At 65.9% G+C, this 20,841-nt stretch carries 19 protein-coding genes; 13 read left to right on the plus strand and 6 right to left on the minus strand.

The window, feature by feature from the left end; all coding sequences use genetic code 11:
• Positions 1–116: 116 nt before the first annotated feature.
• The 3 genes from H9638_RS01260 to H9638_RS01270 all read right to left on the minus strand — a co-directional run bounded on the left by H9638_RS01260 (position 117) and on the right by H9638_RS01270 (position 4,020).
• The gene (locus H9638_RS01260; protein WP_191745368.1) at positions 117–1,625 is read right to left on the minus strand and encodes an ABC transporter substrate-binding protein; all 1,509 of its coding nucleotides are present in this window, start codon (positions 1,623–1,625) and stop codon (positions 117–119) included.
• 168 nt (positions 1,626–1,793) lie between these two features.
• Positions 1,794–3,461 (minus strand): murein biosynthesis integral membrane protein MurJ, encoded by a 1,668-nt coding sequence (murJ, locus tag H9638_RS01265; RefSeq protein ID WP_191745369.1) that lies wholly within the window; start codon positions 3,459–3,461, stop codon positions 1,794–1,796.
• 79 nt (positions 3,462–3,540) lie between these two features.
• Positions 3,541–4,020 (minus strand): NUDIX hydrolase, encoded by a 480-nt coding sequence (locus H9638_RS01270; protein WP_404799617.1) that lies wholly within the window; start codon positions 4,018–4,020, stop codon positions 3,541–3,543.
• Positions 4,021–4,214: 194 nt separating this feature from the next.
• Here H9638_RS01270 and H9638_RS01275 point away from each other — a divergent pair, with 194 nt between their 5' ends.
• From H9638_RS01275 to H9638_RS01300, 6 genes are all read left to right on the plus strand, one after another.
• Complete coding sequence (locus H9638_RS01275) at positions 4,215–5,693, plus strand: CCA tRNA nucleotidyltransferase (RefSeq protein WP_191745371.1); 1,479 nt, start codon at positions 4,215–4,217, stop codon at positions 5,691–5,693.
• Positions 5,690–6,343 carry a histidine phosphatase family protein gene (locus H9638_RS01280; protein ID WP_191745372.1) on the plus strand — a complete coding sequence of 218 codons (654 nt, stop codon included), beginning with the start codon at positions 5,690–5,692 and terminating at the stop codon, positions 6,341–6,343. Before H9638_RS01275 ends, H9638_RS01280 begins: the two co-directional genes overlap by 4 nt.
• Before the next feature lie 247 nt (positions 6,344–6,590).
• The gene (locus H9638_RS01285) at positions 6,591–6,818 is read left to right on the plus strand and encodes a hypothetical protein (protein ID WP_191745373.1); all 228 of its coding nucleotides are present in this window, start codon (positions 6,591–6,593) and stop codon (positions 6,816–6,818) included.
• 323 nt (positions 6,819–7,141) lie between these two features.
• Positions 7,142–7,351 (plus strand): hypothetical protein, encoded by a 210-nt coding sequence (locus H9638_RS01290; RefSeq protein WP_191745374.1) that lies wholly within the window; start codon positions 7,142–7,144, stop codon positions 7,349–7,351.
• A gap of 132 nt (positions 7,352–7,483) precedes the next feature.
• A complete protein-coding gene (gene mshA, locus H9638_RS01295) occupies positions 7,484–8,737 on the plus strand; it encodes a D-inositol-3-phosphate glycosyltransferase (protein ID WP_191745375.1) in 1,254 nt (417 codons plus the stop codon).
• Positions 8,738–8,796: 59 nt separating this feature from the next.
• Complete coding sequence (locus tag H9638_RS01300; RefSeq protein WP_191745376.1) at positions 8,797–10,464, plus strand: formate--tetrahydrofolate ligase; 1,668 nt, start codon at positions 8,797–8,799, stop codon at positions 10,462–10,464.
• 91 nt (positions 10,465–10,555) lie between these two features.
• Here H9638_RS01300 and H9638_RS01305 read toward each other — a convergent pair whose 3' ends face one another.
• Positions 10,556–11,641 (minus strand): inositol-3-phosphate synthase, encoded by a 1,086-nt coding sequence (locus tag H9638_RS01305; RefSeq protein WP_191745377.1) that lies wholly within the window; start codon positions 11,639–11,641, stop codon positions 10,556–10,558.
• A gap of 211 nt (positions 11,642–11,852) precedes the next feature.
• Positions 11,853–12,494, minus strand: coding sequence for a LysE family transporter (locus H9638_RS01310; protein ID WP_191745378.1), 642 nt, complete (start codon positions 12,492–12,494; stop codon positions 11,853–11,855).
• A gap of 68 nt (positions 12,495–12,562) precedes the next feature.
• Between H9638_RS01310 and H9638_RS01315 the strand changes: the two genes are divergently transcribed.
• The 6 genes from H9638_RS01315 to H9638_RS01340 all read left to right on the plus strand — a co-directional run bounded on the left by H9638_RS01315 (position 12,563) and on the right by H9638_RS01340 (position 18,547).
• Positions 12,563–12,982 (plus strand): Lrp/AsnC family transcriptional regulator, encoded by a 420-nt coding sequence (locus H9638_RS01315; protein ID WP_191745379.1) that lies wholly within the window; start codon positions 12,563–12,565, stop codon positions 12,980–12,982.
• Positions 12,983–13,008: 26 nt separating this feature from the next.
• Positions 13,009–14,454 carry a glycosyltransferase family 87 protein gene (locus tag H9638_RS01320; protein WP_191745380.1) on the plus strand — a complete coding sequence of 482 codons (1,446 nt, stop codon included), beginning with the start codon at positions 13,009–13,011 and terminating at the stop codon, positions 14,452–14,454.
• The gene (locus H9638_RS01325; protein ID WP_191745381.1) at positions 14,451–15,530 is read left to right on the plus strand and encodes a lipid II:glycine glycyltransferase FemX; all 1,080 of its coding nucleotides are present in this window, start codon (positions 14,451–14,453) and stop codon (positions 15,528–15,530) included. Before H9638_RS01320 ends, H9638_RS01325 begins: the two co-directional genes overlap by 4 nt.
• Positions 15,523–16,965: a phytoene desaturase family protein gene (locus tag H9638_RS01330; protein ID WP_191745382.1), complete on the plus strand. Its 1,443-nt coding sequence runs from the start codon at positions 15,523–15,525 to the stop codon at positions 16,963–16,965. Before H9638_RS01325 ends, H9638_RS01330 begins: the two co-directional genes overlap by 8 nt.
• Positions 16,966–17,258: 293 nt before the next feature.
• Positions 17,259–18,221, plus strand: coding sequence for a hypothetical protein (locus H9638_RS01335; protein ID WP_191745383.1), 963 nt, complete (start codon positions 17,259–17,261; stop codon positions 18,219–18,221).
• 50 nt (positions 18,222–18,271) lie between these two features.
• Complete coding sequence (locus H9638_RS01340; protein WP_191745384.1) at positions 18,272–18,547, plus strand: hypothetical protein; 276 nt, start codon at positions 18,272–18,274, stop codon at positions 18,545–18,547.
• A gap of 78 nt (positions 18,548–18,625) precedes the next feature.
• Here H9638_RS01340 and H9638_RS01345 read toward each other — a convergent pair whose 3' ends face one another.
• Positions 18,626–18,946, minus strand: a complete 321-nt coding sequence (locus H9638_RS01345) for a putative quinol monooxygenase (RefSeq protein ID WP_191745385.1) — start codon at positions 18,944–18,946, stop codon at positions 18,626–18,628.
• Positions 18,947–19,047: 101 nt separating this feature from the next.
• Here H9638_RS01345 and H9638_RS01350 point away from each other — a divergent pair, with 101 nt between their 5' ends.
• Entirely contained in the window at positions 19,048–20,730 is a 1,683-nt protein-coding gene (locus H9638_RS01350) for an ABC-F family ATP-binding cassette domain-containing protein (RefSeq protein WP_191745386.1), read from the plus strand.
• Positions 20,731–20,841: the final 111 nt, after the last annotated feature.

Below are 20,841 nucleotides of genomic sequence, written 5' to 3' on the forward strand. Positions count from 1 at the left end.
CGCTCGGGGACTCTAACCACCCGGCACAACACTGACAGGGAACAGCTTATTCCGAATGGCTGCTGCGTCACATGCTGGGCCGCCGGGCCGGTTCCCGGCGGCTCAAATGGCTGGAATCAGGACACCGCGATTTCTGCGATGCGCAGTCCCCAGGGGTATTCGGCCTGTACTCCACTCAGGCGGGGGAGCTGGGTGAAGTTAATGATCACGTAACTGGCCGACGCCGGCTCCCCGTTCACCTTGGGCACCGTGATGCTGGTGGTGGGTCCGGTGAAGCCGCTCTGGGCAACGGTGGAGGCACCTTCCAGGGTGGGCTGGTCATTGAGCACGACCGAGAAGCTGCCGCCGCTGCCGTTCAGCTGGGTGATATCCACCTTGCTGATGGCCGATTCGTCTTCGAGTTCGACGACGAGTGCCAGGCTGGGTGCCAGGCCGCCGAAGGTTTCCGAGGCGTAGACGTAGCTGGACCAGTAGCTGGCAGGGTTGCCGTCGATGATCTGCGGAAGAGCGGCATCATTCACCGAGTCCAGCTCCTGGTTGCCGGGAACCAGGCGGGTGACACCGGCAGTAGCGGGAGCGGGCAGGGCGGCTCCCGTTTCTTCGGCTGTGCCCTCTTCCGGTGCCGGGGCTACCGCCTCCGGAGAGGTGGAAACCTCGTCGGAGGCGAACATGTCCCCGACCTTGCCGAGGTTCGTAAAGGCCAGAACCACGGCAACGATCAGTACCAGGCTGAGGAAGCCTCCAACCAGCAGCCGGCCGTACCTGCGGTCGCCGGAGGCCTGGGGCTCGTCGTCGTCGTCCTGCTGGTAGTCCTCATAGGGTTCGGACTCATAGCCGGCACCCAGGGCAGTGCGGGGGAAGCTGGAGGCGCGGCGCTCATTCTCGCCTGCCGGTGCGTAGCCTTCCACGGGGAAGTCATCCTCACCTTCCCAGCGGCTCACCTTGGGGGTGGCAGCGGGAGCCGTCTCCTGCGGTGCGGTGGAGTAGGCGGCGGTACGCGGGCTCTGGCGGGGCGGCGGGGGAACGGCTGCGGCACCGGTGGCTGCCTCCGCCGGGGCCGCCTGGGACCCGCCGAACTCAAGGTCGCGTTCAGCGTTGGCTGCCGCGGCAGCACCTGCAGCGCCGGAGGCTGCGGCTCCACGGCCGAAGCGGGGAAGCTGGGGTTTGGACAGGCCGGAGAGCAGGGGCCGGCGGTCCCGTTCCGGGGCTTCCTCGACGTAGCGGTCTTCTTCAACCGTCTCGGGTTCGCGTGAACGGGGCTCGCCAAAGATCTCCGAGCCGAGGGTGTCCGTGAAAAACGGTTCCACGTAGGGTGCGTCACGTTCAATGACGAGGTCCAGGAGGTCGGCCGCGTTGCCGGTGGAGGTGATCAGGTAGGTGCAGCCGTCGCTGACGCCCAGGTCCAGGATCTGCACGGTGGAATACCGCTCGCCGGTGGCGATTTCCCGCGCACTGGCGCTCACCTGGCTGGCGTTCTGCGGTGCGGCAACGAGGATGCTTACGGCACGGTTCAGCACCTGGTCCACGCCGTCGAGGACGAGGTCGTTCTCTGCCGAGGCCAGTACCTGGGCGGTGACCTTGTATCGGCCGCCCAGCACTGAACCAACGTTTACCGGTTGTGGCACGTGTTCCTCCCGTGGAAACGGCTGTAACTTCTGCAAGATGTTGCCACCGGCGGACGTGAGGCTGCCGGTGCGGTTAACACAGTACGCGCACGCCACGAAGGACTTTCCCGTACTGCCCGCCTTATTCCATGCTACCTGCGGCCGCAGTCAAACCTGAGTTTGGTGTCTTCAGGCCCTGCGCTTGAGGCGGGCGAGGAGGGGTGCCAGGAACTCATCCAGTTCCTTGACCTTCAGTCCCCGCAGCATCGCGGCGTAGGACAGGGCCATCAAGGTGCCGCAGACCACCAGGACGACGACGGCGTTGGCGAGGGAGTTCCAGGCGAACCCGTCAGAGGTGTAGCCGCCAAACATTGCCAAAGCTGCGGCTCCCACGACGGACGCCCCGAGGGCTGCGACGGTCAACCGGACATGCAGGTCGAACACGCGGCCCGCGCCGTAGTGGCCAAGTTTGCGGTTCAGGAAAATATGGCTGAGCACCACAGCCGCGATGTTGCCGATCGAGTAGGCCACGGCCAGGCCAAAAACGATCCGGTCCGCCGGAAGGGCGGCCGCGGCAAGGGCCAGGGACACGCCGAGGATGGAGAGGATCACCTGCATGATCAGCGGCGTTCTAGCGTCTTCATTGGCGTAGAAGGCACGGTTCATGAGGAAGGTTGCACTGAGGAACGGGGCACTGGCCGCCAGCAGGACCAGCACCTGCGCCTGAATCACGGCCGAGGCGTTGGACCCGCCGCTGAACCACATGCTGATGGGACCGGCCAGCACCACCAGGACAGCCGCGCAGAACACAGTTGCCACCCCGATGGCGCGCAGCCCGCGGGAAATGGTTTCCCGGACCCCGTCCAGGTCCTTCTCCACATACGCGTGGGACATGCGGTTAAAGAGGACGGTCGCGAGCGAAAGCGTGATGACCGAGTGCGGGATGATGTAGAGCATCGCAGCGGTTTCCAGGTTGAGGTGACCGGCGATCTCCTGGGGCGGGGTCAAGGCCTGATAGTCCGGCCGCGCGGCGGAGGCTATGGTCGCAACCTTGGTGTACACAAGGTACGCGCCGTTGCCGACGAGCATGGTGAGGACGGTCCATTTGGCGACCTTGCCGGTCTGCCCCAGGCCGACACCGCGCAGCCCGAAGGACGGGCGCAGTCCGAGTCCCAGCTTCTTCAGGGGGAACAGCAGGACAACGGCCTGCAGCACGATTCCGAGGGTGGTGCTGCCGGCAAGGATCAGGGTTGCTGTGGATGTCCAGGTTTCCGGCGAGAACTGTTCGGTCTCCTGCCGGCCCACGAAGGTGATGAAGACGATCAGGCCGGCGATGGCCACCAGGTTGTTGACCACCGGTGCCCACATGTACGCACCGAACCGCCCGTTGGCGTTCAGGATCTGGCCAATCACGGCATAGGCGCCGTAGAAGAAGATCTGCGGGAAGAGCCAGTAGGCAAAAACCGTGGCCAGCGGAAGCTGGTCCGGGTTCAGGGCGGTCACCAGAGGCAGGATCAGCGGCGCCGCGATGGTTGCCAGGGCAGCGATGACAGCCAGGAACACCAGGCTTAGGGTCAGGATCCGAGAAACGTAATCCGCCCCGCGGTCCTCGCGTTTGCTGGCCTTGATGATCTGCGGGACCAGCACGGCGTTGAAGACGCCGCCTGCCACCAGGAGGTAGATGAAGTTGGGCAGGACATTCGCGGAACTGAAGATGTCCGTGACCAGCCCCGTATTGCCAATGGCCACGGCCAGCAGCGCGGTGCGGACCAATCCGAGTACGCGGGAAACCATGGTTCCCGCTGCCATGACGGCGCTGGAGCGGGCAGTGCTGGGAGCGGTATTCTGTGCGGCCATTATGTCCTTATGCTCTCACCTTCACGGGCGAATCATGCAAAGCCAGCGGGTGTGGAGGCCGGCCGGCAACGGCCGCCGGTTACAGGTGTTTGGGCAGGATCTCGCGGGCAAGGTCCGCGATACGGCGTTCATTGGGGAAGGAAAGGCGCCGGCTCAGGACCGAAAGCGGAACCCAGGCAACATCAACGGCCTCGTGGTCAGGATCATTCTCGATCGTGAGCTCCCCGCCGACGGCAACAAGCAGATAATGGTGCACGGTTTTGTGCACCCGGTGGCCGCTGACTGTGAACCAGTAGTCAATGCTGCCCAGCGGACTGAGGATGCGGCCGCTGATGCCGGTCTCCTCGGCGATCTCGCGGATGGCCGCCTGCTGGTTGTCCTCATCGTTCTCCGGGTGGCCCTTGGGCAGGCACCACTCGAGCCGTCCGCCGCGGTTGAGCCGGGCGATGATGGCCACGGGCAGCTGGGGATCACTGGTATCCACCACAATTCCCCCGGCAGACACCTCTTCGACCGTGGGCAGGGCCGCATGAGCCGGGTGCGCGCCGGAACTGCCCATTGACGCAGTCAATGGGGTCCGCTTGGGCGCACTCGGGACAGGATGGGCCATACCCCCACTGTAACTACCTTTCCCCAGCGATGATGACTGTTCCCAGCCCACCCCTGCCGGGCCGCGGCAACCCCGGCGTGTCCGGGTCACAGGTGGGCTCTGTTGTCTGCTGCGGCCGGTTTATCTGGCACGCTTAAAGCACTATGGCGCACCTTTTTGACAGCTCTGTCCCGCATCCCCCGCTTCCTGGCGTGATCCCGCAGCTGGGAGAGATGTTCCAGGCGGCTGGGTTTGAACTCTCCCTGGTCGGCGGACCGGTGCGGGACCTCTTCCTGGGCCGGGTTTCCCCGGACCTGGATTTCACCACGAATGCACGGCCGGATGACATCCTTTCCGTAGTCCGCGGCTGGTGCGACGCGTACTGGGAGATAGGCCGGGAGTTCGGCACCATCGGGATGCGCAAGGACGGCTTCCAGATCGAAATCACCACCTACCGCGCCGAAGCCTACGATCCGGAATCGCGCAAGCCGGTGGTCGCCTTTGGCGAGAAGCTGGAAGACGACCTGTTCCGCCGGGATTTCACCATGAACTCGATGGCGCTGCGGCTGCCGCAGCTTGAGCTGGTGGATCCCTTCGGCGGAGTCCGTGACCTGCATGCCGGAGTAGTGCGCACACCCGGTGCGCCGTCGTCGTCGTTTTCGGACGATCCGCTGCGCATGATGCGGGCGGCCCGGTTCGCCTCCCAGCTCGACGTCACGGTGGCGCCGGAGGTGTTCGAAGCCATGAAGGACATGGCGGGGCGGATCGAGATCATCTCGGCTGAGCGGGTCCGTGACGAACTGGTGAAGCTGATTAACGGCAAGTCACCGGCAGCGGGCATGGACCTGCTGGTGGAGAGCGGCCTGGCGGAGTATGTGCTGCCCGAAGTCGCGGCCCTGAAGCTGGAGATGGACGAACACCACCGGCACAAGGACGTTTACCAGCACTCGCTGACGGTGCTGCGGCAGGCCTGCGAACAGGAAACCGGGCCTGACGGTCCGGTGCCGGGACCTGACTTCATCCTGCGCTTCGCGGCGCTGATGCACGACGTCGGAAAGCCGGCCACCCGCCGCTTCGAACCCGCAGGGTCGGTCAGCTTCCTGCACCACGACGTCGTCGGCGCCAAGCTCACCGCAAAGCGGATGAAGGCGCTGCGCTTCGATAATGACACCATCAAGGCCGTTTCCCGCCTGGTGGAACTGCACATGCGTTTCTACGGCTACGGCGACGCAGGCTGGAGCGACTCCGCAGTGCGCCGGTATGTCACGGACGCCGGCCCGCTGCTGGAGCGTCTGCACCGGCTGACCCGCTCCGACGTCACCACCCGGAACCGGCGCAAGGCCGAACGGCTGGCCTTCGCCTACGACGACCTCGAAGAGCGGATAGCGAAGCTGGCCGAGCAGGAGGAACTGGCCTCGATCCGGCCGGATCTGGACGGCAGCCAGATCATGGAGCTGCTCGGCATCAGGCCGGGACCAGTGGTGGGCCGCGCCTACCGGTTCCTGCTGGAGGAACGGATGGAGAACGGTCCCTCGGACCCCGAAGAGGCGGCGGCCAAGCTTCGCTCCTGGTGGCAGGAGCAGCCGGAAAGCCGGCAGGAAACCGGAGCAGACCAGCAGAACGAGACAGAGGAGCAGTCATGACCGCACAGAATTTTGGACCGGCGGTCCCGGACCTGACACCCGCCGGAACCCCGCTGCCCATCCTTTGGCTGGTCCGGCACGGGGAGACGGAATGGTCCCGGGAGGGAAATTACACCGGGCTGACGGACATCCCCCTCACAGCGGAGGGGGAAGCGCAGGCCGCGGCTGCCCGCGGGAAGATAGGGCACTTCGAGTTTGACCGGGTTTTTACCTCACCGTTGGTCAGGGCGCGGCGCACAGCCGAACTCCTGGGCTACCCCGACGCCGAGATCCTGCCGCACGCACACGAATGGGACTACGGGCAGAACGAAGGCCGGAAGAGCACAGAGGTACGGGCCCAGAACCCGGGATACATCATTTGGAACGACGGCGTTCCGGGTGGCGAATCACTGGACTCCGTGGCAGCCCGTGCAGACCGTATAATCTCCACCGTGCAGGCCGGCTGCGGAACACCGATGGACCGGGATCCGGACGCCGTTCCCATGGAGCGGGCACTGCTGGTGGCCCACGGACACTTCCTGCGCATCCTCGCCGCCCGCTGGTTGGGTCTTGCCCCTGACCAAGGCCGGCACCTGGTGCTGGGAACGGCGGCAGTGTGCGTTCTGGGCTGGGATAAGCACACCCCCGCCCTGCTGAAATGGAATATCTAGAAAGATTTTAAAGAAAGTTTTGCATTTGGGGTTGGCAATCCCCACGTAAGTCGGCTATATTTTTTTCAGCAGCCGGCCCTGCCGGCTAATGCGGCTAACGCAAAGCACCCGCTAGAACTACAACTGGTAGAACTAAAGCTAGAACACACCTAGTAGAGCTACGCCGGTGCAACCTACTCGCAACAAAGTACATGCAGCAACCAATGCAGCGGCCCCCAAGGCCCCGGACAACCAATGGAGGTGGAGAATGGATACCAATTTTGCGGGCACAGCCCGGCGGTCCCTTTTCCGTGTAACCATGTCCGGCCTGCCGGTTGGAGTGCGGTACGGGATGTGCGGCCAGCCCCTTGCTGAGACCAGGCAGCCCGCTGAGACCAGGCAGCCCGGCGAGACCAGGCAGCCCGCTGAGACCAGACAGCCCGGCGAGACCGGGCTGGTCCCGGCAGCTGCTGTCCTGCGCCGGACTGCCGCGTAGACTGCCGGCCTCCTCGCTGAGAGCCGGTCTGCGGCTCAGCGGCTTTAAAGCAGCTCACCACCAGGTTTTCGGGTTTCTGCACGGGTTTCGGTTTCGGGCCTGACTGGCCTTCGGCTCCGGTGCCTGTCCGCCTAAGGCGGGCACAGATCAGCACACGGAGCCCTTCCGCCAACACCTGCGCCATTGAATTGGGCCGCTGACTTCCTTTTTGCTTTTCATTTCCGCGCCTTTAGTGCGCCATTCTTGGGAGTATTGCCATGCCTTATAACAACCTGCCCTTTTTGGGATTGCAAGACGGGAAAAATGCCCACAATTCAGCGCCGGTGCTTCCTTCTGGAAGGGAAGAATTCCGGCGTGCGGCCGGAAGGCGCGCCGGCATTGCCGGTCCTGCGACGCTGGTGCGGAGGCTGGCCGGTGTTCTCCGCCGCCGGCTGGCCGTCAATCTGGCCACAAGCCAGGAATCGCTCCAGGAACAGGAAGAGCGTCAGTTCAACCTCCTCACCCACTACATCAACAGCGGCAGCAGGCAGTAAGGGCGCCGCAGGCCGGGCCTTCGGTGGCCGTTGTCATCCAGCGGCGGCCACCGGGCCAGGAAACAAAGCGGGGCCTTATCGCGTTGTATGGTCGATAGGTAGGGAACACAGGCCAGCGACGAAGGGAGTGCTGTGCCCCAGGTTAACCGGGTGGCCATGCTCTCGCTGCATACCTCTCCACTCGAACAGCCTGGTTCCGGAGACGCGGGCGGAATGAACGTCTACGTGCGTTCCGTGGCCGTTCAGATGGCGAGGATGGGCGTGCAGGTGGACATCTTCACCCGCGCCTCGGCCCCGGATCAGCCCCCGGCAGTGGAGATCGCTCCGGGAGCAACGGTTAGGCACATTACCGCCGGACCACGGCGCCGCCTTCCCAAGGAACTGCTGCCGGGGCTGGCTGACGAGCTGGCAGAGGGCATAAGCGCGGCGGCACGCGGCCTGCGGGAGCAGGGACGGTACGACGTCCTTCACTCTCACTACTGGGTTTCCGGGATTGCCGGACTGTCGCTGGCACGCCAATGGGACGTGCCCCTGGTCCACACCATGCACACGATGGCACGGGTGAAGAACGTGCAGCTCCAGCCCGGTGAGCGTGCCGAACCAGAGGTCCGGATCCAGGGGGAGCAGGACATCGTGGACTCCGCCGCACGTCTGATCGCCAACACCACCACGGAAGCATCGGAACTGGCCACCTGGTACGGAGCTGACGAATCCGCAATCGACGTAGTGGCCCCCGGCGTCGACCTGGACGTGTTCTCTCCAGGTGGCCGGGCGCTGGCCAAACCGCTGCACGGAATACGCCGGGACGAGTTCCATGTGGTGTTCGCCGGGCGCATCCAGCGGATGAAGGGTCCGCAGGTGCTGGTTGAGGCTGCCGCCAGGCTTCGGGCCGCCCGCCCGGACATCCCGCTGCGGATCAGCATCCTCGGTGCCCCGAGCGGATCGGAGGTCCTGGACCTGGAGGCCGCCGTCGCTTCCCTGGGGCTGGAGGGGACGGTTCAGCTGCGTCCGCCGATCGCGGCCGCCGGACTGGCCGGGTGGTTCCGTTCCGCCGACGTTGTGGCCGTGCCGTCCTACAGCGAATCCTTCGGCCTGGTGGCACTCGAGGCCCAGGCCTGCGGGACCCCGGTCATCGCGGCCGACGTCGGTGGACTGCCTAAGGCTGTCAGCTCCGGCCGGACCGGAATCCTGGTCCAGGGGCATGATCCGGCGCGCTGGGCCGCGGAACTGGAAACTCTTTACGACCATTCGTCCTGGCGTGCCGAGCTCGGCCGTTCCGCTGCTGTGCACGCCCGGGCCTTCGGCTGGCAGCGCACCGCGATGCTCACCACGCAGGGCTACCGGCGGGCTGCTGAACAGTCCTCCGCACAGGCCGTCAGGCACTGACACTCCGGCGCGCCCCTGCCCGGATTGACGCATAACGGGGCTGGTGCGAGCGTTGACCTATGGCCAACGACCTCGACATTTCCCGCGCCGCAACCATGCAGCCCATCACGTCCATCGCTGCCGCCGCCGGTATTCCCGATGAAGCGCTTGAACTCTACGGCCGGTATAAGGCCAAGGTGGACCCGGACCAGGTGCCGGCCAGGGAGGAAAAGGGCAAGGTTGTTCTGGTCACGGCCATGAGCCCGACGCCGGCGGGGGAGGGGAAGTCCACCGTAACCGTGGGACTGGGCGACGCCCTGGCACGCACCGGACGCAGGACCGTCATCGCGCTGCGTGAACCGTCCCTGGGCCCGGTCCTGGGGATGAAGGGCGGCGCGACCGGCGGCGGGTATTCCCAGGTCATTCCGATGGAGGAAATCAACCTCCACTTCACGGGCGACTTCCACGCCATCACCAGTGCCAACAACGCTCTTGCCGCCTTGGTGGACAACCACATTTTCCAGGGCAACGAGCTCGGCATCGACCCCCGCCGGATCACGTTCCGCCGCGTCCTGGACATGAATGACCGGGCCCTGCGCAACGTGGTGATCGGACTCGGCGGACCCGGCCAGGGCACACCGCGCGAGGACGGTTTCGACATCACGGTCGCGTCCGAGGTGATGGCCATTTTCTGCCTCGCCACCGGAATCGAGGACCTCACCAGCAGGCTCGCCCTGATCACGGTCGGCTACACCTACGACCGGCGGCCGGTAACCGTCGCGGACCTGGGTGTCCAGGGGGCCATGGCACTGCTGCTCAAGGACGCACTGAAGCCCAACCTGGTGCAGACCATCGCCGGGACACCGGCCCTGGTGCACGGCGGGCCCTTTGCGAACATTGCCCATGGCTGCAACTCTGTGATCGCCACGTCCCTGGCACGGGACCTGGCCGACGTCGTTGTGACCGAGGCCGGTTTCGGAGCCGATCTGGGGGCGGAGAAGTACATGGATATCACCTCCCGCGCAGCGGACGTGGCACCCGACGCCGTCGTCGTTGTGGCCACCATCCGGGCCCTGAAGATGCATGGCGGCGTGCCGCGGGACCGGCTCGATGAACCTAACCCGGCGGGTCTGGAAGCCGGGACCGCCAACCTGCGCCGGCACCTGCGCAACATTACCAAGTTCGGGCTGAATCCCGTGGTGGCGATCAACCGCTTCACCTCCGATACGCCGCAGGAACTGGACTGGCTGCTGGAGTGGTGTTCCCAGGAGGGTGTGGAAGCGGCGGTCGCTGATGTGTGGGCCGGCGGCGGCGGTGGTCCCGGCGGGGATGAGCTTGCCGGGAAGGTCCTGGCCGCCCTGGAGAAACCGTCAGCCTTCAGCCCGCTCTATCCGCTGCAGATGAGCGTGGAGGAGAAGATCCGCACGGTGGTGCAGGAGATCTATGGTGCGGACGACGTCGAGTTTTCCGTCCCGGCACTGCGCCGGCTTGAGGAAATCAAAGCCAACGGCTGGGAAAATTTCCCCGTTTGCATGGCCAAGACCCAGTATTCGTTCTCCGACGATGTTTCGAGGCTCGGTGCGCCGGAAGGCTTCACCGTGCATGTCCGGGACCTGGTGCCGAAGACCGGTGCCGGCTTCATCGTGGCCGTGACCGGCGCGGTGATGACCATGCCGGGCCTGCCGAAATCGCCGGCGGCACTGCGCATGGGCGTGGCGCCGGACGGTACGCCGTCGGGCCTGTTCTAGGCCTTCCGAAGCCTCTCGGAACAGCAAAAAGGTGGTCCTCCCGCTGGGAGGGCCACCTTTTTGCCGGTTTGTTGAGCTTGGCGAGCGGGGCCTAGCGCTCGACCTCGCCGCGGATGAACTGCTCCACCTTGTCGCGGGCAATGTCATCGTTGTACTGCTCCGGCGGGGACTTCATGAAGTAGCTCGACGCCGAGAGGATCGGACCGCCAACACCGCGGTCCAGGGCGATCTTCGCCGCACGCACGGCGTCGATGATGACGCCGGCGGAGTTGGGGGAGTCCCAGACTTCCAGCTTGTACTCAAGGGAGACCGGGGCATCGCCGAAGTTACGGCCCTCCAGGCGGACGAAGGCCCACTTGCGGTCATCGAGCCAGGCGACGAAGTCCGAGGGACCGATGTGCACGTCGTTCTCGGAGAGATCGGCCTCCACATTGGAGGTAACGGCCTGGGTCTTGGAAATCTTCTTCGACTCCAGCCGTTCCCGCTCCAGCATGTTCTTGAAGTCCATGTTGCCGCCGACGTTGAGCTGGTAGGTGCGGTCCAGCGTGACGCCACGGTCTTCGAAGAGCTTGGCCATCACGCGGTGGGTGATGGTGGCGCCGATCTGGCTCTTGATGTCATCGCCGACGATCGGAACACCGGCGGCAGTGAACTTATCCGCCCACTCCTTCGTGCCGGCGATGAAGACCGGCAGTGCGTTCACGAACGCCACGCCGGCGTCGATGGCGCACTGGGCGTAGAACTTGGCCGCAGCCTCGGAACCGACCGGCAGGTAGCAGACCATTACATCGACGTCGGCCGCTTTCAGCTCAGCCACAACGTCCACCGGTTCCTCATCGGATTCGGTGATGGTTTCGCGGTAGTACTTGCCCAGGCCGTCCAGGGTGTGGCCGCGCTGGACCTTGACGCCCGTGTCCGGAACGTCGCAGATCTTAATCGTATTGTTTTCGCTTGCGCCGATGGCGTCTGCGAGGTCCAGTCCGACCTTCTTCGCGTCGACGTCGAATGCGGCTGCGAACTGCACATCGTTGACGTGGTACTTGCCGAACTGGACATGCATCAGGCCCGGGACGCTTGCTTTCGGGTCGGCATCGCGGTAGTAACGGACGCCCTGCACCAGCGATGCAGCACAGTTTCCAACACCAACGATTGCCACCCGGATGGGGTTCTTTGCCACTGTTCTCCTTTGAAGACATTCATATGCCGCCGCACGCGGCGCAGGCAACGGCCTCAGTCTACTTTGTTAATTCGGTCACATGAGGCCCCGGTTACACACAGCCAGGCCTGGCGGCTCCGTCCGGCAGCCGCAGGCCTCCCGGCGGCAGCCGGGTCACTGAACGGATTTCACCCCCACAGAACCGGGAAAACGTCACTGAAGTGGGAAAACGTCACTGAAGTGAGAAAACGACGGCGGCAGCGCCCAGGAGCGTCACGGTCGCGTGCCCTGCCACCGAGAGGCTCCGCTGCACCGCTGCGCTGGCCCGGTCCCGCAGGCAGGCACCGGCGAAAACAAGTCCCAGCTGCCAGGCGAGGGAGCTCAGTGCCACCCCCGCGATGAACGCGGCCGGACCGGCAGGAGGTGCGAGGAGGTCCTGCAGGCCGGCGGCCAGGGCCGCGAAATACAGCAGGGTCACCGGGTTGACTGCGGTCAGGGCAAGGAAGAGCATGAACCGGCTCCTGCTCCGGCGCTTGGCGGGTTCCGGCGCCGGGGCACCGGTGGGACCCGGACCCTGGGTGCCCCGCCAGGTCCGGCGGATGCCCGCCAGGCCCAGCACCAGGAGCGCCGTGCCACCTGCCACGGCCGGCAGGGCGCCCCAGGACGCAACGAGGGGCGCGGCAGCGGCACCGGCGAGGACGGCCAGGGCACAGTACGCCGCATCAACGAGTGCGACGGCGAAGGCCCCCGGGGCTGCCGCCCGGAACCCAGCCGCGAGCCCTTCGCGCAGCAGCAGGATCCCGATGGCTCCCAGGGGTGCGGCCACGCCGAACCCGGCGAGGATGCCTCCGGCCAGGGATCTAAGAACGTCCATTCCAGCACTGTGCGGCTCACTGGGGCACTGGACCTCCCTTTGAGCAGTGTGGTGGTTAGAATCGCGGCGTGGACAGTACAGACAGCAAAATACTCGGCATCCTGCAGCGCGAAGCGCGGATCACCTACAGTGAGCTGGGACGCCGGGTCGGCCTGAGCACCAACGCAGCCGCGGCCCGCGTCCGCCGGTTGGAAACCAGCGGGGTGATCCTCGGCTACCGGGCAATCCTGGGTTCGGAGGCCCCGGAAGCAGGTCCCGGGCTGCAGGCGTTCATCGATGTGCGGCTCAAGCCGGAGACGGAGTCACGCTCATTCCTGGAGTGGTCCCGGAATGACCCGGCCGTCCAGGATGCGGTGCATGTGACGGGCCCCTATGACTATCTCCTGCGGGTCAGCGTCCCCACCATGAAGGCACTGGATGAGCTCCTGCACCGGCTCAAAACGGGCTCCGGGGCGATCCAGACCCAGACCAGGCTGGCTCTGCGCTGAATCCGGGCGCCTGCATACTGGTAGGCATGGATCCCAAGCTCCGCCGGCGGCCGCTGCGCATCGTCGTCCCCAGCCGAAACGACCGGCTGCTGCGCCGCTTCACCGAAGTCATCGGCGGGCCGCTGGGCCGGTTCACCGCCCCGGGAGTAGTTTCCCCGGGCTTCTTCACCGTGGAGCGCGTGCTCATCCTGATGACCACCGGCGCCGCCCTGATCGCCCTCCTGGCCAAAACCCCCTGCCGGCTCAGCGGCTGGTCCAACGCCTTCTACATGGCCTGCTACTCCGACTGGCCGGCGCTCTTCAGCGCACGCGGCCTGGGGGAGGGGGTCTACCCGTTCATCAGTGCGGGCTCCGAATTCGAGTATCCCGTGCTGCTGGGACTGCTGGCCGGTTTTGTGGCCTGGCTGGTACCGGCGGGTGCCGAGTCCCGCGGACTGGTGTATTTCGACCTGAACGCCGTCTTCGCCACCATCGCCTGGATCGTGACTGTCGTGGCGACCATGCGGATCGCCAACCGGCGTCCCTGGGATGCTGCGATGGTGGCTGTGGCCCCGGCGGTGATCCTGTCCATCTACATCAACTGGGATATCTGGGCCGTGATGCTCGCGGCGCTCGGAATGCTGGCGTTCGCACGGAACAAGCCGGTGGCGGCGGGTATTTTTCTAGGCCTGGGGACGGCCTTGAAGCTTTATCCGGTGCTGATCCTCGGTGCCGTGCTGGTCCTGGCACTGCGGACACTGAAGTTCCGGGCCGCACTGCTGGCCATCGCAGCCACCGCGGGGACCTGGCTGGTGGTCAACGTGCCCTTTATGCTGCGGGACTATCCGGGCTGGAAACACTTCTATGAGTTCTCCCGGGACCGCGGCTCGGGGAACTCCAGCGTCTGGCAGGCCTGGGACATAACCTTTCCCGAGCGGGCCGTCAGTCCGGAATTCATCACCTTCTGGGCGTACTTCCTGTTCGCCCTGGCCTGCGCGGGGATTGCCCTCCTTGCCCTGGCAGCACCCCGCAGGCCCCGGCTGGCCCAGCTCGCGTTCCTGATCGTTGCCGCGTTCATCCTCACCAACAAGGTTTACTCCCCGCAGTTCGTGCTCTGGCTGGTCCCCCTGCTGGCCCTGGCCCGGCCGCGCTGGCGGGACTTCCTCATCTGGCAGTTCTTCGAGGTGATGCACTGGTGGGCCATCTGGCTGTACCTGGCCGCCATGGCCAGCGGCGGTCCGCCGGAGAACAACCTGGACTCCGGGTGGTTCGTCCTTTCGGTCATTGGACATATGGGAGCCACCCTGTACCTGATGGGCCGCGTCGTGGGGGACATCCTGGACCCGCGGACAGATCCGGTACGCCGGATGGACATCGACGATCCCCAGGGCGGGCCTTTCGACCATGCAGCGGACCGCTGGCGGATCGGGGTCCGCCGCCGCCCTCGGGTACCCTTGGAAACGGACGAAGCCCCGGCGAAAGAAGCATTGTGACCCCCGCTCCCTACCGATTCCAGCAGTTGTCCCGTGAGGACTTCGATGCGCTGGCGGACCGGCATCCCGACGTCGTCATACCGCTGGAGCAGACCCCGTACTGGGCGGATTTCGAGACCCGGCTGGGCCGTGAGCCCTATGGCATCTGGGCGTATTACGACGGCGGCAAGCTGGTCGCCACCGCCAGTTTCCTGCGCTCCTCCCGGCGCTTCCGCCCTTCCCTGGTTGCCGTCAACGGCCCCACCTGGTTCACCGAGCGGACACCGGAGGCCGAAGCCAGGCTGGTGCAGACCGTGCAGGACCAGTTCCGGGCTGATCCAGGCGTGGACCCGCTGTACGTCCGCATGCAGGTGGAGCACCCCCAGCCGCCGGTCTCCGGACCGCTGGAACACGGCTGGTACGAACGTGAAATCGTGGTCGACCTGGCTCCGGAGAAGGAGAAAATCTTCGCCGGGTTCCGCCCGAACGCCCGCAACCTGATCCGCAAGGCAGAGAAGCTGGGCGTGGAAGTGCGCACCGTGGAGCGGGAGCAATGGACCACGGTCTTCCGCACCGAACTGTTCCCGATCATGCAGGAAACCGCGGCGCGAGACGGGTTCTCCAGCTTCGATTCAGCGTTTTACGAAACGCTGCTGGACGAGCTCGGCGACTACCTGCGCCTGATGGTCGCCTACGTCGAGGGCAAACCGGTCTCCTGGCTGATCACCACCGAATACCGCGGCTACGCCGTCTACTATTTCGCCGCCAGTTCCCGGGACGCCCGCAAGACCAACGCCCCCTACCTGCTGCTCTGGGAAGCCTTCAAGGTGCTCAAAGACGCCGGAAACACCGCGTGCGGGCTGACCGGCATCGAAAGCGAGAATTACCCTTCGCTGGCGAACGTCACCACCTTCAAACGGAACTTCTCCAAGGCCATCGTCACCGTTCCCACCACCTATGACATTCCGCTGCAGCCGGTCCGCTACCGGGTCCTGGCCAGTGCACTGCGGGTCCGGCGGGAAGCCCCGGGGGCCGTCAAAGCAGCCCTGGGACGCGTGAAGAATCTGCCTGCCGCCGTGAAGGCACGCCGTGACTGATGTGACCGTGGTGGGAGCCGGGCCGAACGGATTGGCCGCAGCCGTGACCATGGCGCGCGCCGGACTTTCCGTGCGGGTCATCGAAGCTGCGCCAACCGCGGGCGGGGGAACCCGCACCCAGGAACTGATGCAGCCCGGGCACCTCCACGATGTTTGTTCAGCTGTCCATCCGATGGCGCTGGCAGCTCCGTTTTTCCGCCGCTTCGGTCTGGCCGAGCGGATCCGGCTTGCTGTTCCGGAGGCGTCCTACGCCCAGCCCCTCGACGGCGGACGGGCCGCCGTCGCCTACCGCAGCCTGGAGCGCACCATCCTGGGACTGGGACCGGACGGTCCGGCCTTCGGCCGGCTGATGCGCCCGCTGGTCAAGCATTCCGAAGCCATCACCGCCACGCTGATGAACCCGCTGCTGAGCATCCCGCGTCATCCGGCCGCGGCCCTGCGGTTGGGCCTGGCAGCCCTGGAACAGGGAAGCCCCGCCTGGAACCGCAGGTTCTCCGGGGACGCGGCTCCGGCACTGCTGACCGGGGTCATGGCCCACCCAGTGGGGCGGATGCCCTCCCTCCCCTCGGCCGGTGCCGGACTGCTCCTGGCCGTACTGGCCCACACCGTGGGCTGGGCCCTTCCCGAAGGCGGCTCCCAGGCCATTGCCGATGCGATGACGGCGGACCTGCGGCAGCACGGGGGAGAGCTGGAAACCGGGCACCAGGTGGATTCCCTTGCGGAACTCGGCTCCCGGGCCGTGATCCTGGATACTTCGCCGGCGGGGCTGCTGCGCCTGGCCGGAGACCGGCTTCCGGCCCGGTACGCGCACCGTTTGGAGAAGTTCCGCTATGGCAACGCTGCCTGCAAGGTGGACTTCATCCTCTCGGGACCGGTGCCCTGGTCCAATCCGGAAATCGCCGCCGCCGGAACCGTGCACCTGGGCGGAACCCGGGCCGAAACCGCAGCGTCCGAAGCGGAGGTCGCCTCCGGCCGGCACCCGGAACGCCCGTACGTACTGCTTTCCCAGCCCAGCGGCTTCGATTCCACGCGCGCACCGGACGGCCGGCAGATCCTCTGGTCCTACTGCCACGTCCCGGCAGGATCGGAGCGGGACATGACCGAGGCGGTCACGGCCCAGATCGAGCGTTTTGCTCCGGGATTCCGGGACCTCATCGTGGAGTCACAGGCAACGACGGCGGCAGGCCTTGCCGCGTACAACGAGAACTATGTGGGCGGAGACTTCGGTGCCGGTGCGGTGACCCTGCCCCAGATGATCCGGCGCCCCGTGGCTTCCCCGGCGCCCTGGGCCACCCCGCTGCCCGGGGTCTATCTGTGTTCGGCGTCCACTCCGCCCGGGCCCGGCGTCCACGGGATGGGCGGTTTCCATGCCGCCTCCCTGGCCCTGCGCCAGGTCTTTGGCCTTTCAGTGCCGGACCTCGCTCCTGGCCGCTGACGGCCTAGCGGGCAACGGCTTCCCCAGGATGCGTGGCCACGGGAAGGGCCGTGCCGCGCCGCCGGGAAACCGGCGTCCACAGCCTGTATCTTGAATAGGTGCCGCCGCTGCTGAGGGCGGCTGCCAGAGCTTAGCCGGGGGATTAACCGATGACCGTTTCGCCGCCAGAGGGCCCCCGGAGGCGCCCCGGTGCCGGAACACCGCTGCCTGCCTCGGATCTTCGGCCACGCCCCGCCCGGCGGACTGGACGGACCCGGCGCCGCGCCCGTGGCGCAAGCCGGAGTCCCGCTGTCGTGCTGGCCGCTGCAGGCGCGGTGCTGCTGGCAACCGCCGGAATCTTCGGGTTCCGTTTCCTCAGCCACCATGTCTTCGGCCCGCAGGCCCAGGTCGAGGCTTATCTGGCTGCCCTGGCCTCGGGTGACCAGACTGCGGCCGTAGCGCTGCTGCCTCCGTCTGAGGCGCTAACCCCGGAGGACGAGGGCATTTACGCCGCGGCGGAGAACCGGATTACCGGCTATAAAGTGCTCGGCGGGGAGATCGACGGCAGCGAAGCTGTTGTCCAGGCTGAGCTCGAGCAAAACGACGGCCGCTCCACCGTCGAATTCGAACTCCAGGCTGACGGGCGCCGGCTGCAGATCTTCACCGGCTGGCAGCTGCAGCACACGGCTGCGCGCACGGTGGCGGTGACGGTTCCGTCCGGCACCGAAGCCGTCCGGATCAATGGGCGGGATCTCCAGCTGCCGGCGGCCGGCGCCGGCACGGTTGAAGTGCGGCTGCTCCCGGGCCGGTACCGGCTGCAGGGCCCGGACACGCGCTACCTCACCTACGGAAGCCCGCATACCGTCACGGTGGAACCGGAAATGGCCGGAGATCCTGATCCCATCCGCCTCGTCGCTTCCGTGACCGCGGAACTGGCTGCCGAGGTGCAGGCCCAGGGTGATGCCTATCTCCGGGACTGCCTGGACCGGAAGGAGACCGCTCCGGACGCCTGCCCGAATTCGGCGTACACCTCCGGTGGCAGCGCAGAGCAGCGTGCGGTGGAATGGACCGAGGAGAAGGCGCCTGTTTACCGGATCACCGGAACTCCGGAAACCGGCCTGACCGTCTACGCCACCGGTGGCAAGGCACGGGTCACCTACCAGGAGGACGTCACGGGTGACGGGCGGTGGGAGACCCGGTCCGACCTGGTCAGTATTGCGTTCACCTCGGAGCTGGAGCTCACCGGGAACTCGTTGAAGCTCGAGTTCCGGCCCTAGCCTCTTGCACTGGCGCCCGGTGCGTGGCGAACTTGAGGAAGGAGGTTGCCATGACGGAGACACCTGAGCACCTGAACAACCATCACCGGGACACCCTGAACCAGATCCTGCGCCATCCCGTATCCCACAACATCGAGTGGAAGCGGGTACGTTCCCTGCTTGAGGCGGTCGCAGACACCACGCGGGAACACAACGGTAAGTACGAGGTCACTCTCGCTGGCCGCACGGATGTCCTTACCCCGCCGCAGGGCAAGGATATTGACGAGCAGACGGTGGTCGATTTACGGCACATGCTGGAGCGGGCGGGATACACACCGGAGAACTGAACGTTCCGGGTGCCTCCCGCCCGCCGGGGCCGCCGGCTGAAAGCTCCAAGCGGCGGGCCCGGCCAGCAGTGTCCTGACCTATTCGACGGTGAGTTCGCCCATCCGGGACCAGTCCTCGCCCTCGATGACCGTGTTGATGATCCGCGGGGTTTCCACCAAGGCCTGGACCATGTCCTTCATGGCCTGCTGGAAGTGGTCACTGTTCACGTGGGCTGCGGCGGCGTCGTCCTTAAACGCCTCCACCAGCACGTACTCGTTGGGATCTTCGATGCTTCGGGACCAGTCAAACCACAGGTTTCCCGGCTCGGACCGGGTGGCAGCAGTGAAATTGGCGGTGAGTTCCGGCCACCGATCGGTCCACTCCGGCTTGACCTTGAACTTAACGACAATGAAGATCATCTCTCCTGCTTTCGGTTGGGGAACGGGACAGCAATCCTATGCCCGGGCCGCCGCCGCCGTCACGCTGGGCGGGCGGGCCGGCTCAATGGGAGGATGGGAGCGTGGCCCATCTCGACGTATCCAACATTGACTACTTCCTCTCCGACGGACGCCAGCTGCTCAGTGGTGTCAGCTTCAAGGTCGGTGATGGCCACAAGACGGCGCTGATCGGCCCGAACGGCACCGGCAAGACGACTCTGCTGCGGATCATCTCGGATGAGGTCAAGCCCGACGAAGGCACCGTCTCACGCTCCGGAAACATGGGCATCATGCGCCAGTTCGTCGGTCAGGTCCGTGACGGAAGCACGGTGCGCGACCTGCTTGTCTCCGCTGCCCCTCCGGTCCTGGCGGCGGCCGCCCGGGCGGTGGACGAAGCCGAACTGGCCATGATGGAGAACGACGACGAACCCACCCAGATGCGTTATGCCCAGGCAGTCGCGGACTGGGGCGACGTCGGCGGGTACGAGCAGGAGACCGTCTGGGACGAGGTGACCAGAGCCTCCCTGGGGATGCCGTTCGACCGGGCGCAGTACCGCAAGGCCAGCACGCTCTCCGGCGGAGAGCAGAAGCGCCTGGTGCTGGAGGCGCTGTTCTCCGGCCCGGACCAGCTGCTGCTGCTGGATGAGCCGGACAACTACCTGGATGTTCCGGGCAAGCGCTGGCTCGAAGCGAAACTGGCCGAATCGAAGAAGTCGGTGCTGTTCGTCAGCCACGACCGGGAACTGCTGGCCAACGCCGCTACCCGGATCGTCACCCTGGAACCGGGCATCAACGGAGCCTCCGCCTGGATCCACGGCGGCGGGTTCGAAAGCTACGTCCAGGCCCGCGAGGACCGGAACGCGCGCTTCGAGGAGCTGCGCCGGCGCTGGGACGAGGAGCACATCAAGCTCAAGGAACTCGTCAACATGTACAAGAACAAGGCAGCCTTCCGCTCCGACATGGCAAACCGGTACCACGCGGCCCAGACCCGGCTGGCGAAGTTCCTGGAGGCAGGGCCTCCCGAAGCGCTGCCGATTGAGCAGAACGTGCAGATGCGGCTGCGGGGCGGGCGCACAGCCAAGCGGGCCGTGGTGGCGCAGAAGCTGGAGCTCACCGGTCTGATGAAGCCGTTCAGCACCGAGATCTGGTTCGGCGACCGGGTAGGAGTCCTGGGCTCCAACGGTTCCGGGAAGTCCCATTTCCTGCGGCTGCTGGCCCTGGGCGGCAGCGACCCGGATAAGGAGCACGAGCCCGTTTCGGAAGTGGAAATCGCCCCCGTTCCCCATGAAGGGTCGGTGAAGCTCGGTGCCCGGATCCGGCCCGGGTTCTTCGCCCAGACCATGATGCGCCAGGACCTGCTGGGCAAAACGCTGCTCGATATCCTGCACCGCGGTGACGACCACCGGTCGGGCCTGGGACGGGAAGCGGCGGCCGGCGCGCTGGACCGCTACGGACTGGCTTCGCAGGGCGAGCAGAAGTACGACTCGCTCTCCGGCGGGCAGCAGGCGCGGCTGCAGATCCTGCTCCTGGAACTCTCCGGAGCCACGCTGCTGCTGCTGGATGAACCCACCGACAACCTGGACCTGCATTCGGCCGAGGCGCTCGAGAAAGCCATCGACGCCTTTGAGGGAACGGTCCTGGCCGTGACCCACGACCGCTGGTTTGCCCGCAGTTTCGACCGGTTCCTGGTCTTCGGATCCGACGGCAGGGTCTACGAATCCGAAGAGCCGGTCTGGGATGAGAAGCGGGTCCAGCGGGCCCGGTAAGGCTCACCGCCACAGGAATTTCCCATGGGTGGCACCCGTGTCCCAGAATGAGCACGTGCAAACCAAATCACTGGATCGGGCACTGCTGGCCGTTTTCGCCATCTTCGGGCT

It is taken from the genome of Arthrobacter pullicola (assembly GCF_014836875.1).
GTDB lineage: Bacteria > Actinomycetota > Actinomycetes > Actinomycetales > Micrococcaceae > Arthrobacter_B > Arthrobacter_B pullicola.

Coding starts and splice junctions, on each gene's coding strand:
- H9638_RS01275 (WP_191745371.1), top strand. CDS start 4,215: ATGGCGCACCTTTTTGACAGCTCTGTCCCGCATCCCCCGCTTCCTGGC.
- H9638_RS01340 (WP_191745384.1), top strand. CDS start 18,272: ATGACGGAGACACCTGAGCACCTGAACAACCATCACCGGGACACCCTG.
- H9638_RS01270 (WP_404799617.1), bottom strand. CDS start 4,020: ATGGGCAGTTCCGGCGCGCACCCGGCTCATGCGGCCCTGCCCACGGTC.
- H9638_RS01320 (WP_191745380.1), top strand. CDS start 13,009: ATGGATCCCAAGCTCCGCCGGCGGCCGCTGCGCATCGTCGTCCCCAGC.
- murJ (WP_191745369.1), bottom strand. CDS start 3,461: ATGGCCGCACAGAATACCGCTCCCAGCACTGCCCGCTCCAGCGCCGTC.
- H9638_RS01300 (WP_191745376.1), top strand. CDS start 8,797: ATGGCCAACGACCTCGACATTTCCCGCGCCGCAACCATGCAGCCCATC.
- H9638_RS01345 (WP_191745385.1), bottom strand. CDS start 18,946: ATGATCTTCATTGTCGTTAAGTTCAAGGTCAAGCCGGAGTGGACCGAT.
- H9638_RS01285 (WP_191745373.1), top strand. CDS start 6,591: ATGGATACCAATTTTGCGGGCACAGCCCGGCGGTCCCTTTTCCGTGTA.
- H9638_RS01280 (WP_191745372.1), top strand. CDS start 5,690: ATGACCGCACAGAATTTTGGACCGGCGGTCCCGGACCTGACACCCGCC.
- H9638_RS01310 (WP_191745378.1), bottom strand. CDS start 12,494: ATGGACGTTCTTAGATCCCTGGCCGGAGGCATCCTCGCCGGGTTCGGC.